The 12,513-nt window shown below is 31.6% G+C and carries 14 protein-coding genes and 2 tRNA genes; all 16 read right to left on the bottom strand.

Going from position 1 to position 12,513, the window contains the following annotated elements; all coding sequences use genetic code 11:
• Positions 1 to 189 precede the first annotated feature (189 nt).
• The 16 genes from ACO6VN_RS13910 to ACO6VN_RS13835 all read right to left on the bottom strand — a co-directional run bounded on the left by ACO6VN_RS13910 (position 190) and on the right by ACO6VN_RS13835 (position 12,386).
• Positions 190 to 263, bottom strand: a tRNA-Gly gene (locus ACO6VN_RS13910).
• 22 nt (positions 264 to 285) lie between these two features.
• Positions 286 to 371 (bottom strand) — tRNA-Leu (locus tag ACO6VN_RS13905).
• Positions 372 to 630: 259 nt separating this feature from the next.
• Entirely contained in the window at positions 631 to 1,086 is a 456-nt protein-coding gene (locus tag ACO6VN_RS13900) for a SprT family protein (protein WP_422404795.1), read from the bottom strand.
• The gene (locus tag ACO6VN_RS13895; RefSeq protein ID WP_422404794.1) at positions 1,076 to 3,229 is read right to left on the bottom strand and encodes a Tex family protein; all 2,154 of its coding nucleotides are present in this window, start codon (positions 3,227 to 3,229) and stop codon (positions 1,076 to 1,078) included. Before ACO6VN_RS13895 ends, ACO6VN_RS13900 begins: the two co-directional genes overlap by 11 nt.
• Positions 3,230 to 3,362: 133 nt before the next feature.
• Positions 3,363 to 4,133 (bottom strand): RNA polymerase sigma factor SigB, encoded by a 771-nt coding sequence (gene sigB, locus ACO6VN_RS13890; RefSeq protein WP_016999688.1) that lies wholly within the window; start codon positions 4,131 to 4,133, stop codon positions 3,363 to 3,365.
• A complete protein-coding gene (gene rsbW, locus ACO6VN_RS13885) occupies positions 4,108 to 4,584 on the bottom strand; it encodes an anti-sigma B factor RsbW (protein ID WP_016999689.1) in 477 nt (158 codons plus the stop codon). The genes sigB and rsbW overlap by 26 nt, the downstream gene beginning before the upstream one ends.
• Before the next feature lies 1 nt (position 4,585).
• On the bottom strand, positions 4,586 to 4,912 hold the full coding sequence (locus tag ACO6VN_RS13880) for an anti-sigma factor antagonist (protein ID WP_016999690.1): 327 nt from the start codon (positions 4,910 to 4,912) through the stop codon (positions 4,586 to 4,588).
• A 72-nt stretch (positions 4,913 to 4,984) separates the two neighbouring features.
• Positions 4,985 to 5,989 (bottom strand): SpoIIE family protein phosphatase, encoded by a 1,005-nt coding sequence (locus ACO6VN_RS13875; RefSeq protein WP_194201578.1) that lies wholly within the window; start codon positions 5,987 to 5,989, stop codon positions 4,985 to 4,987.
• A gap of 103 nt (positions 5,990 to 6,092) precedes the next feature.
• The gene (locus ACO6VN_RS13870; RefSeq protein WP_016999692.1) at positions 6,093 to 6,464 is read right to left on the bottom strand and encodes a type II toxin-antitoxin system PemK/MazF family toxin; all 372 of its coding nucleotides are present in this window, start codon (positions 6,462 to 6,464) and stop codon (positions 6,093 to 6,095) included.
• Positions 6,465 to 6,632 (bottom strand): type II toxin-antitoxin system antitoxin MazE, encoded by a 168-nt coding sequence (gene mazE, locus ACO6VN_RS13865; RefSeq protein ID WP_016999693.1) that lies wholly within the window; start codon positions 6,630 to 6,632, stop codon positions 6,465 to 6,467. It abuts the gene before it with no gap.
• An 86-nt stretch (positions 6,633 to 6,718) separates the two neighbouring features.
• Complete coding sequence (gene alr / locus ACO6VN_RS13860; RefSeq protein WP_422404793.1) at positions 6,719 to 7,867, bottom strand: alanine racemase; 1,149 nt, start codon at positions 7,865 to 7,867, stop codon at positions 6,719 to 6,721.
• A 47-nt stretch (positions 7,868 to 7,914) separates the two neighbouring features.
• On the bottom strand, positions 7,915 to 8,283 hold the full coding sequence (acpS, locus tag ACO6VN_RS13855) for a holo-ACP synthase (protein ID WP_194201576.1): 369 nt from the start codon (positions 8,281 to 8,283) through the stop codon (positions 7,915 to 7,917).
• Entirely contained in the window at positions 8,261 to 8,779 is a 519-nt protein-coding gene (locus ACO6VN_RS13850) for a PH domain-containing protein (RefSeq protein WP_194201575.1), read from the bottom strand. The genes acpS and ACO6VN_RS13850 overlap by 23 nt, the downstream gene beginning before the upstream one ends.
• Positions 8,769 to 10,301 carry a PH domain-containing protein gene (locus ACO6VN_RS13845; RefSeq protein ID WP_422404792.1) on the bottom strand — a complete coding sequence of 511 codons (1,533 nt, stop codon included), beginning with the start codon at positions 10,299 to 10,301 and terminating at the stop codon, positions 8,769 to 8,771. The genes ACO6VN_RS13850 and ACO6VN_RS13845 overlap by 11 nt, the downstream gene beginning before the upstream one ends.
• Positions 10,291 to 10,770 carry a PH domain-containing protein gene (locus ACO6VN_RS13840; RefSeq protein ID WP_194201573.1) on the bottom strand — a complete coding sequence of 160 codons (480 nt, stop codon included), beginning with the start codon at positions 10,768 to 10,770 and terminating at the stop codon, positions 10,291 to 10,293. The genes ACO6VN_RS13845 and ACO6VN_RS13840 overlap by 11 nt, the downstream gene beginning before the upstream one ends.
• A gap of 86 nt (positions 10,771 to 10,856) precedes the next feature.
• The gene (locus tag ACO6VN_RS13835) at positions 10,857 to 12,386 is read right to left on the bottom strand and encodes a DEAD/DEAH box helicase (RefSeq protein WP_194201572.1); all 1,530 of its coding nucleotides are present in this window, start codon (positions 12,384 to 12,386) and stop codon (positions 10,857 to 10,859) included.
• Between the last annotated feature and the right edge of the window lie 127 nt (positions 12,387 to 12,513).

Genomic DNA, 12,513 nt, shown 5'->3' with positions numbered 1-12,513 from the left:
CATGTATTAGGCACGCCGCCAGCGTTCATCCTGAGCCAGGATCAAACTCTCCATAAAAGAAGTAAGCTTGATTAGCTCTTGTTGATTGGTTAAGCCAATCACTCTTTGAAGTACTTTCAGTACTCAAATTATTGGAATTAACGTTGACATATTGTCATTCAGTTTTCAATGTTCATTTTAAAAATTTTATGGAGCGGGTGATCGGAATCGAACCGACATCATCAGCTTGGAAGGCTGAGGTTTTACCACTAAACTACACCCGCTTATTCGATTTAAATTGATGAATGGTGCGGCCGAGAGGAGTTGAACCTCCACGGGATTTCTCCCACTAGGCCCTCAACCTAGCGCGTCTGCCATTCCGCCACGACCGCGCATGGTTTGCAGCTCTTTCAATCAATTTCTTATTTAAGTGACTGTCATTAATTATATTACTTAATGTTTACAAAGTCAACAATTTAGTTTAACTTTTTAATGTAATTTTACTTTCTTGAAATTGCCTTAACGTTTTGGTTCGTTTTGTTTAAGCAACGTTTATTATCATACGACGGATTTCTAATTTCGTCAACAACTTTTGTACGTTTTTTTATAAAAAAAGTACTACACTTCGAATTTCTAGTGTAGTACTTTCCTTTAGTTTATTTTTGATACTATTTTTAACTTTCCACCACATCGGCCACATCTATATTTCTGTGTATTTACCTTTTTGATTCTTTTAAATTTCAATTTACATTTAGTACATGTATATACATAATTAGCTCGTTCATCATAACTTTTAATAGGTTTACAAAATCTCGGTGCATCTACTAATTGTATTAACTGCTTAAAATCTTTATCTCTATGTTGATATCCTTTACCTTCTAAATGTAGATGATAGTGGCAAAGTTCATGCTTAATAATATCAATTAGTGCTTTTTCACCGAAATGATTAAGTTGTTCTGGATTAATTTCTATATTATGTGAATTAAGTAGATATCGCCCACCCGTTGTTCTTAAACGTTTATTAAATATTGCTTGATGTTTAAAGGGCTTTTGAAAATACTCCAACGAAATTTGTGAAACAAGTTCTTGTAGATCATTATTTTCCATTAGGATTTATCATTGTTAGTGATACTTTTTGTTTTTCTAGATTAACATCTAACACCCATACATCTACAATATCTCCAACACTAACAACATTCATTGGATGTTTTACAAAACCTTTAGATAATTTAGATATATGAACTAAACCATCTTGTTTAACTCCTACATCTACGAACGCACCGAAATCTACTACATTTCTTACAGTACCACTTAATGCCATATTTGGTTTTAAATCTTCCATGGATAAAACATCTGATTTCAGAATTGGTGTTTCAAACTGATCACGTGGGTCTCTAAGAGGTGCAATTAGTGAAGAAATGATATCTTCTAATGTAGGTACACCTATATTTAGTTTCTCACTCGTTTCATTTAATTCTATTTTATTTAATTTTTCTTTTAAGTTATCTGTTCCTATATCTTCTTTAGATAACCCTACATATTTAATTAATTCATAAGCTGCTTCATAACTTTCTGGATGTATAGCAGTTTTGTCTAAAGGTTCTGTACCTTCTAAAATTCTTAAGAAACCGATACTTTGTTCAAATGTCTTATTACCTAATCTAGGTACTTTCGCAATTTCAGAATGATGTTTTATAGCGCCTTGCTCTTCTCTAAACTTGATAATATTATGCGCTACAGTATTGCTCAAACCTGATACATAACTTAATAATGATGGTGAAGCTGTGTTTACATCAACACCAACTTGGTTTACAGCAGTTTCTACAACGAATTTTAAAGTTTCTGATAAACTCTTTTGGTTAACGTCATGCTGATATTGTCCTACACCTATTGATTTAGGATCAATCTTCACTAATTCACTCAATGGATCTTGTACACGTCTACCTATTGACACTGCACTTCTTTCCTCAACTTTAAAGTCTGGGAATTCTTCACGTGCAACTTCCGAAGCTGAATATACTGATGCTCCTGCTTCGTTAACAATTATAAACTGACAAGATAAGTTATGTTTTTTTATCATTTCTGCCACAAATTGTTCCGACTCTCTACTTGCAGTACCATTACCTATAGCAACCAATTCAATCTGATGCTTATTAACCATATCTAAAAATACTTTTTCCGACTGTTCTATTTTAGATACTGGTGGATGAGGGTAAATTACATTCTTATCTACAAATGAACCGTACTCATTTATTACTGCTAATTTACAACCAGTTCTATAGGCTGGATCTAGTCCTAATATCTTTTTACCTTTCAATGGGGGTTGTAATAATAAGTTCTTCAAATTCTCAGAGAAAATTTCAATAGCATGATTTTCAGCTTTTTGAGTTAATTCAGTTCTTATTTCTCTTTCAATAGATGGTAATATTAAACGTTTTAAACCATCTTGTATTGCTTCTTTTATAACTTCAAAATGTTTATGCTTTTTACCAATATATTGTTTTATCAAATATGACTCTAACTTTTCTTGGTCTATATCGAAGCTTACTTTTAGTACACCTTCTGTTTCGCCACGATTAATTGCCAACACTCTATGAGGCACGATTTTTTTAATAGGCTCTTCATATTCGTAATACATTTCAAATATATTTTTTTCGTCTTCTGCTTTTTTCTTTTTCTCAGTTACGAGTTTACCTTGAGTTTCAATTTGATTTAATATGTATTTTCGGTATTTTGGTTCATCAGAGACAATTTCGGCGATTATATCTTGTGCACCTTTAATAGCATCTTTTTCTGATTTAACTTCTTCAGTTATATATTGAGCCGCTTCATCTTCAAGTGTATGTGTATCTTCGCCTTTAATAATCCATGTTGCTAAAGCCTCAAGCCCTTTTCTTTTTGCTTCTGTTGCTCTCGTTTTTTTCTTTTTCTTAAATGGACGATACAAGTCTTCTATTCTTTGAAGTTTTGTTTGTTTTAAAATATCATTTTTTAAATCTTCAGTAAGCAACCCTTGTTCATCGATAAGTCGTATAACTTCTTCTTTTCGTTTCTGTAAATTAACGGCATAATTATATTCAGTTTCTATAAGTTTGATTTCTACTTCATCTAATCCACCTGTTAGTTCTTTTCTGTATCTCGCAATAAAAGGAACTGTATTCTTATCTTCTAGCAATTCTAGAACTGTTTTAATTTGTTTTTCTGAAAACGGATGGTTATTTTTTATAATGTTAATCAATTCTTGATTCATAGTTGCCTCCTAAAAATGTTTATAATTTATTTTAACATAAATCACGAAAATGAAATTATTGCTAACTTATTATTAATATAAAAAAGTCCGAGACATAAATAAATGTCCCAGACTCTCTATCGTTATAGTTTATTCATTTCATGGCTGCTTCTTGCAACTTTTTAATTGCGGTTCTTTGTAATCTAGAAACATGCATCTGGCTAAGTCCAATTTTTTCTCCAGTTTCTTTCTGACTCAAGCCTGTTATAAACGTGTATTGAATGATTTCCCGTTCACGCTCTGTTAATATTGGTAGGATTTTTTCAAGTATCATTCTTTTTTCAGTTAAATCGTAACCTTCTTCTGAATCTCCCATTATATCTAACAGCGTAACAGTCGATCCATCTTTATCTGCTTCAATAGTGTGGTCGACACTCAATGCATTATAACTTTGTCCCATTTCCATAGCTTCTAATACATCTTCTTCTGTTACTTCTAACCTATTTGCAATTTCAATAATTTTAGGCGAACGACCTAATTCATTCGTTAACTCTTCATTAGCTCTTTTAATCTTTGGGCCAATTTCTTTAATTCTTCTAGGAACGTGTACACTCCATGTTTTGTCTCTAAGATATCTTTTAATTTCACCAATTACTGTCGGCACTAAAAAAGCTTCGAATTTACGCTCGAACGATGTATCAAACCTTTTAATTGCGCCTAACAACCCGACCATACCTACTTGAACGAGATCTTCATGGTGTGCTTGACCTTTAGAATATTTATAAGCTAATGATTCGATTAACTTTTGATAATGTAATACAAGTTTTTCTTGAGCATCATTATTATTATTTTCCTGATAGTCTGCAATCCATGCATTTATTTCATTTGGTGAAACTTCTTTATAAGCTTTGGACTCTTCCGTCATGTGTTTGCACCTGCTCTTTGGATAAATACTTTATCATACTTATTGTAACACCAGCGTCTTTTTGAACACTCACTTCATCCATTAATGATTCAATAAGAAACAAACCTAATCCGCCTTGTCTCATGAAATTAACATTATCACTTTCTTGATATGGACCTAACACTTTTTTAGCTTCTTCATAGTTAAAGCTTTTACCTGAATCAGAAACGATAATTTCAATTTTATCTGTATATACAAGATAACCGATAAGTATTTCTCCATCAACTTTATCACTATAAGCATGTTTCACTGCGTTTGTGACCGCTTCTGATACTGCAATTTTTGAGTCTTCTATATCTTCATATGAAGCACCAGCACGATTGAAGACACCAGATAATGTTAACCTTACTAATCCTACGTATTCCGCTGCTGCAGGAAATCTCATCTCTATATAATCATAGTTAGATGTCATTTTATTTTACCTCCGTTCCCTTGTTGACATGCATGAGTTCTTTAAGACCCGTAATTTCAAATAATCTTTCAATTCTTTCTGATACACCGAGTACATATAAAGATTTCCCATGCTCGTTTAATGATTTTAATGTGCCAACAAATAAACCTAAACCGGTAGAATCTAAATAACTCACATCTTGCAAGTTTACATGTATATCATGAGTTCCTTTTTGTCTAATTGGTTGTAAAACTTCTTGTAGTTCTGGCGCAGTGTATACATCTAATTCACCGCCAACCTTTATTTCGTAATAATTTTCATGTTCTGTTGTTTCAATGTTAAGATTCATTCTTCCTTACACCCCTACTTATATTAGACTTTCATCATTAATATCTACCCTATATATTTAATATTAATCTTATTATTTTACACGTTTTACAATTAATATTGTTAAGTCATCTCGTTTGTTAGGATTTTGAAGCTTCACAAGCTCTTCATATAGTATTTGTACGATATCTTGTGGATGTAACTGTTTATGTTCTTTTATCATATTAAGTAAATCTTTAGTTTTAATGAATTCATTTTGCTGATCTCTTAATTCAGTAACGCCATCTGTAAATACTATAATCATATCTTGCAATTCAATTTTAATTTCGCTTTGTTTATACCTTGTATGTTTATTTACACCAAGTACAATTCCTCTTTCGGTCATTTCCTCAAACTCTCCAGTTTGATTTCTGTATATATAACCAGGTTCATGACCAGCAGAGCTATAATAAAGCATATTATTAATTTCCTCATAAAGTCCATAAAACATCGTGACAAACATATTTTGGTTAACATTTTTTTCGACTACTCGGTTTAAACGTTTTAAACCATCACTTGGTAATTGAGAATGGCCATATGAGTCCATTCCAAATTTAATCATACTCATCGCAAGTGCTGCAGGAATACCTTTCCCTATAACATCTGCCACTGCAAAGCTCATTGTGCCATCATTATGGTCAATCAAATTGAAGTAATCTCCACTTACTCTTTGTGCTGGCACAGAAATTGCCCCAATTTGAATGCTATCAAACTGAGGGATTTGGGGTTTCAGCATCGTTTGTTGTAAACTTGACGCCACATCCATTTCCTTATCATGAATTTTAATCTTGTTTAACAATTTCTTATAGTCTCTATATGTGAAACCATAGCCAATGATTACTTCTATTAATACGTCAAAAGAACTTACAATCTGTTGTTTTGTTAAATCATTTTGATCGCGAATGATTTCTAAATGCAATTGCACGATTTCTTCTGGCGAAACATTATCTTCAATTGCTTCATTAGAATAAGTTTGGCAATTTGATAGAATATCATCATTTGAAGTATTTACGTATTCTAACAATAATTGTTGATAATATTGCTTCTTCTGCTCTGACACAAAGTCACCTCGTTTCTAAAAGACTAAAAAAGCTTTAGGCTAATCCTAAAGCGATTGTTGCTTTAAAAGATGTATAATTCTTCTAAAACATATATTCAATATCCTATGTATTACCTAATGTATCAAATTTATATTGCAAAGTGAGATTGAGGCTAATTGCGATTGCAGAATCAACCTCTTTCATCTTTGCATCAGATAAATATGTTAATTTTTCTTTCAACCGTTTCTTATCGATTGTTCTAATTTGTTCTAGCAAAATAACTGAATCTCTATCTAGTTTATATTTCGCTGCTTCAATTTCTACATGTGTAGGTATTTTAGCTTTATTAATCTTCCCAGTAATCGCTGCTACAATAACAGTCGGACTATATCTATTACCTGTGTCATTTTGTATAATAACGACTGGTCTTGTTCCCCCTTGTTCAGAACCAGTTACTGGAGAAAGATCTGCGAGATATACATCTCCTCTTCTCATTTATTCACCTTGTTGAGAAGTTAAGTGTGACTCATTAGAATCACAAGCTTCACATTCACTATAATATGCTTCAGACGCAAGGGAGAGATTTAAATCAGCCATATAACGGTATCCTTCTTTCAGTGTTTGTTCTAAACTTTGATTGCGATTTTGTGTTAACGATGTCATAACAAATACCTCCAGATTAATTAAGCTTTAAAATTATGAAAATTAAGTTATTAATATCATAACAAATGTATTTAGTTTTGACTATATCATTTTAGTAATTCATTTGTAATTTCACTATTTTCACCTGCGTAATATATACGTGGTAATCGTTTTTTTAGATTACAAAGTACCTCATAATTTATTGTATCTAAAGCGTTCGCAATTTTTTCAGCTGACTGTTCCGAATCAATATCGTTATCCATGAGAATAACCTTATCTCCAACTTCTACATCATCAGGTACTTTAATCATTGTTTGATCCATGCAAACTCTACCTATTACAGGGCACTGAGAACCATTGACATTAACATAGGTATTTTGCATTTTTCTTAAATAACCGTCTGCATAACCAATAGGCAAAGTTGCTACTTTCGTTTTTTCTGAGGTCGTGTACGTTGCTCCATAACTAACTGTATCGCCTACTTCAAGATATTTAGTTTGGACAACTTCTGTTACAAGTTGCGCTGCTGGCTTTAATTTCAAGTTTGAAATTTCTTGTATATATTGTGATGGATAATATCCATATAGTGAAATACCAAACCTTACAGCAGTACAAATAGATGCGTCATATCTTAAAGCACCAGCAGAATTTTGAGCATGAACATACTCTGGAGTATGTGAAGATTCTACAAATTTCTCGAATAAATTATATTGTTGTTCAGAAAAGTCATTTGGTTCATCAGCAGATGCAAAATGGGTATAAACACCTTCAAAAATTAAACGTTCATTCGTTTCAATCGTATTAATGACATGTTGGTAAGATTCGATACTTCTCAGTCCGATTCTACCCATTCCTGTATCTATTTTAACATGCATCCAAAGTGGCTTATCTGTTTCATCATTTAACAATTCAATTGCACTTGATAACCATTCTTCTGATGGTACCGTTACTGCTACTCTATGTTGAACTGCTTTATTAATATCTTGAGTGTTGATTATACCTAATACTAGAATCTTAGCTTTAATACCATGCATTCTCAGTTCTATTGCTTCGTCTAAAGTAGCAACAGCAAAAAAGTCTACCCCTTCATTCATAAGATATGTTGCTATTGACACACTTCCTAATCCATATCCATTAGCTTTAACTACCGCCATAATCTTTTTATTTGGGTGTAAACGGCCTACTGCTTGATAATTTTCTAGAATCGCTGGTAGATCAACGTTGATATAAGTTGGCCTATAATATTTTTCGGACAACAGCAAAGCACCTCCTTGTATAATATTTGTATTTTATCATATCGCTGTTATTCTTGCTTACTATTATCCACTTCTACTACAACAAATGCTTCCGCGTACGATTGAGTATGTGCAATGGAAACATGCGTTATAAATCCCTCACATTTAATATTCGGTTTCCCTTTTGAATCTGGTAAACAATTAACAGAATGAAATCCATAATCTTTTCCTATACCTGTTCCCATTGCTTTAGTAAAAGCTTCCTTTACAGCAAATCTACCTGCTAAAAATTCTACTTTTCTATCGTCTAATGAAATTTTATTAAAAATTTCTATTTCATCATTTGTTAGTATTTTTTGTACCATTGATGGTCGTTTATTATACCAATCACGAATGCGGTCAATCTCAATTAAATCAATCCCTACTCCGTGAATCATATGTTTCACCTTCATTTTCATATTCATCTTTACTATCATCAATTCTATTTTGTATAGAACGTTTAATTTCGTTAGCTATATCTACTTTTAAAAATTTTAATCCGTCATTTCCACCTGCAGTAGATAATGAAATACTAGCCAAGTTAAATTTTCTCATAATAAATCCTTCGTATAATTCAACATTCTGAATTCTACCCATCGGTATTGTCGATTCTTCAATCATAAAAATACCTGATTTAATATTTACTTCATCATTTGTTATGTCATAACGGAAATTGCGATACATATAATATGGTTGAATGATTAAGCCATATATACCAATAATCAAACCTATTCCAATAGGAATTAATATAAACCATTTCGAAATATCTGTTAACCACAATTTAAGTACGACAAACATAGCGATTGTTATGATTAAAATTATTGCTAAAGTAATCAGAGTACCTATTCGTTCAACTGTTTTTCCTTTTGGGTCCATTTTATGTTTAGGAAGCATCTTCACTTACCTCCTTTTCCTTATACCAATTATAAATATCGATAGCGTCTTTTTTATTAATAAATCTCAAGCCTTTAGACAACATTCCATTGCCATATGCAAGATGAATATTAAAATGTGCTATATCTTTTCTTTTAATAATAGGATTTTCGCTTAACTCATACGTTAAAATTTTATCTCTATTTGCCCAAATTGTTTCATATTCAAATGGCGATGCATTTAAAATACTAATCGAATCATCAAATACTTTAAATCCGGATTTTGTAGTTTGAACAGTCGCATATAATAACATGATTAAAATAATTGCCGTTCCTATAATCCAAGTGTATGACCATAAGTATATTTGTATAGGTAATACAATAGCGATAATAAATAGGCTTGGAATAAAAATTCTTCTTCTAATTCCTTGTAATGGTAATCCTTGTTTTACTGGTTTAAATTGAAATTGTGGAATAATTTCTTCAAGTAACTTGTATGCTTTATGTTTCTTTAAAAATGGTAATATCGTTACATGTGTAACATCTAACTCTTCAGCATTTTCAAAATTACCGTCTGTCGTTATAATTGCAGAAATTTTAGTATAACCAATTATTCTTCTAAAAAGTGTTTCTTCTTCTTTCAATGCTTGAATTCTTGTAATTGGTACTGTTCTTTTCTTAACTGTTAACAATCCGTATTTTACAGTTAAAAGTTCTCCGTCAAACGTTAGTTGATACCTAAAGTTCTTAACAAAGACAATTAACGAACCAATAATATAACTCAATATAACAAATATTACGCCTAAACTTACCATAATAACTGTTAAATTAACAAATTGGTTAATGAGCGGATCTATTAATGCTTCGACATCCATAACTTGTGCTAAAAAGCCATACAGTGACCCTAAAGCTGCGAACACTATTAAAATACCACCACTTGTAAAACTCATCTTCAATAATTCTTTTACTGATAATCTGTAGAAAACGACATCTTCTTTCTCATTTATCGTTTCTTGTTCATTTCCATTTCGTTCTTCTTTATGTTCATCATTTAAATCAGTTTCATTATCACTAACTTTACTATTTGCATTTTTAATTTTATTTTTTCTTTCTTTTATGTAATTAGATAAATCATCGCTTTGTTTTTTAGTGACTGTATCTAGTTCTATACCATCACTTGCAGTTTTTACACTTAGATTAACACCACCTAATATTTGATGGACTATATTTTGAGATGTATCCATAGATTGTATACGTGCAATGTTTAATTCTTTTCTATTTTTAGAAAAAACGCCCCATGTCATAATAAGTTGGTCATTTTCAATCCAATATCTTGTTTTGTATATTTTAATACTTTTAGTAATTGTACCCAACACTGAAAAAATTAAGATAGCCCCTGGAAATATTAATTCGAAAATATTATCGAATCCACTTCTAATTACTAAAAAGATACCTATAATTAAAGGAAATAAATTGGATTTTATAGATTGTAATAATCCACTGACATATGAGATTGGATGTAATTTTTGAGGATTAAACATCATCTGTCACCTCTTTTACTTTAGTAATGATTTTCTTCCTTGTTTCTTCGGCTAATTCTCGATTAACCATTGGTAGTCTGATCTTACTGCCCGCTGTTACGACTACAACGAAATATATATTAAATCTTCTAGAAATTGGTCCATGCTCAATTTCAATAAATTGAATTCTATTGATAGGCTGTACTGAACGCTTTTGATAGTATAACCCTTTTTGAATTTCAATTGAGTGTTCACTTATTTCAAATGAAGTTCGCTTCAATCGTATAATTGGATTTATAAAACCTAAAACAATTATGATTACTAATAAGGCTGTAACAGGATAAATTAGAAAATGCCACCAATCAAACCTTTGCCATAACCAAATTAAAACACTGTATAACAAAATTAAAAAAACAATTGAAATACAATGATCGATATAATCATATTTTATAGATTGCTTTGGCATTTTGTTATCTAAAACTTTTTTATACATACTATCTCCTTCTCCATTACAATTTAGGTGTATTATATCATAAAAAAAGACGCATAACCTTTGAGATTATGCGTCTTTTTTAATTATTATTTTGAATGCTCAGCGAATGTTCTACCTGAGAATTGTTTTTTTGAACGTGGTTTACTAGGTTTATTATTTTTACCTTTATTACGGTCAAAATTATTGTTTTTATCATTGCTACGACGTTTGTTTTTGCCATCAAATCTAGTTCTAGATTTACCACGACTACCGCCACCACTGCGGTTGCCTTGTTTACCTTTGTAACCTGATTTTTTAGATAATGGTTTTTCAAATGTTAATTGTACGTCAGCCTCATCATTAGATTTAATTAATTCTTGTAATAAAGCTGCTACTAATTTTTGATTACCGTATTCACTGATTAATTCTTCAGCAATTTTTTCGATACGGCCTTCAATTGGGTTTTCTATCCATTTTTTAACTTTATCTTTAACATCTGATTCTTTTGCTTTCATTACTTCACCTGGTGTTGGTGGACGTAAAGCAGTCATTTGACGTTTGTTTGCTTTTTCAATTTGACGGATATAGTCCATTTCAATTGGGTTAACAAATGTTACTGCAGCGCCTTTTTTACCTGCTCTACCAGTACGACCAATACGGTGAGTATAGCTTTCAGTATCTTGAGGAATATCAAAGTTATAAACATGACTTACGCCAGAAATATCTAATCCACGTGCCGCTACATCAGTAGCAACTAGAATATCAATTTGGTCATTTTTGAATTTTTTCAATACTTCTAAACGTTTAGCTTGTGTAATATCTCCGTGTAAACCTTCAGCACGATAACCTTTAGTGATTAAAGCACTTGTTAATTCATCTACACGTCTCTTTGTACGGCCAAATACAATTGCTAATTCTGGATTTTGTACGTCTAGTAAGTTTGTGAAAGTTTCGAACTTCTCAAGTTCTTTAACAATAGTATAATATTCATCAATTTGAGGATCAGAAAGTTCGTTTGACATCGTCTTAACGATTTTAGGGCTCTTCATGAATTTTTGTACTAATTCTTGAATTGCTTTAGGCATAGTAGCAGAGAATAGTAATGTTTGACGATTTTCACTTGGAAGTTTAGACATTATAAATCTCATATCATCTATAAAGCCCATGTTCATCATTTCATCTGCTTCATCTAATATTAAAGTGGTAATAGAATCTGTTTTTAACGTTTTTCTATTTAAGTGGTCAATAACACGTCCAGGAGTACCTACTACAATTTGAGGTCCTTTTTTCAATGATTTAATTTGTCTATCGATTGGCATACCACCAAATACAGTGATAACATTTACGTTTTGCCCTTTACTAAAGGTACGTAATTGTTCTGCTACTTGCATTGCTAATTCACGCGTCGGTGCAAGTATTAATGCTTGTACGCCTTGTTTGTCGGCTACTTTATCTATTAATGGAATACCAAAAGCACCTGTTTTACCTGTACCAGTTTGTGCTTGACCTAACACATCTGTACCATTTAATGTATGTGGAATACTCTCCACTTGAATAGGTGTTGGTTCAGTAAATCCCATTCCGTCCAAAGCGTTTAAGGTAGCTTCGGAAATACCTAATTCTTTAAATTTTTGCAAAATAATTCTCCTTTTATATAGTTAATTCTCTCGTCTTTTTTATTCAACTTCTATATACTACCACCCTTTTTACAATAGCGCAATCTGATAAAACTGTAGTTTACATTTAATTTTCACTAATTAAAAT

Origin of the sequence: Mammaliicoccus sp. JADD-157 (genome assembly GCF_049310805.1) — a bacterium.
Lineage (GTDB): Bacteria > Bacillota > Bacilli > Staphylococcales > Staphylococcaceae > Mammaliicoccus > Mammaliicoccus lentus.
The sequence above is the reverse complement of the archived record's forward strand: the minus strand, read 5'-3'. Positions and strand labels throughout refer to the sequence as shown.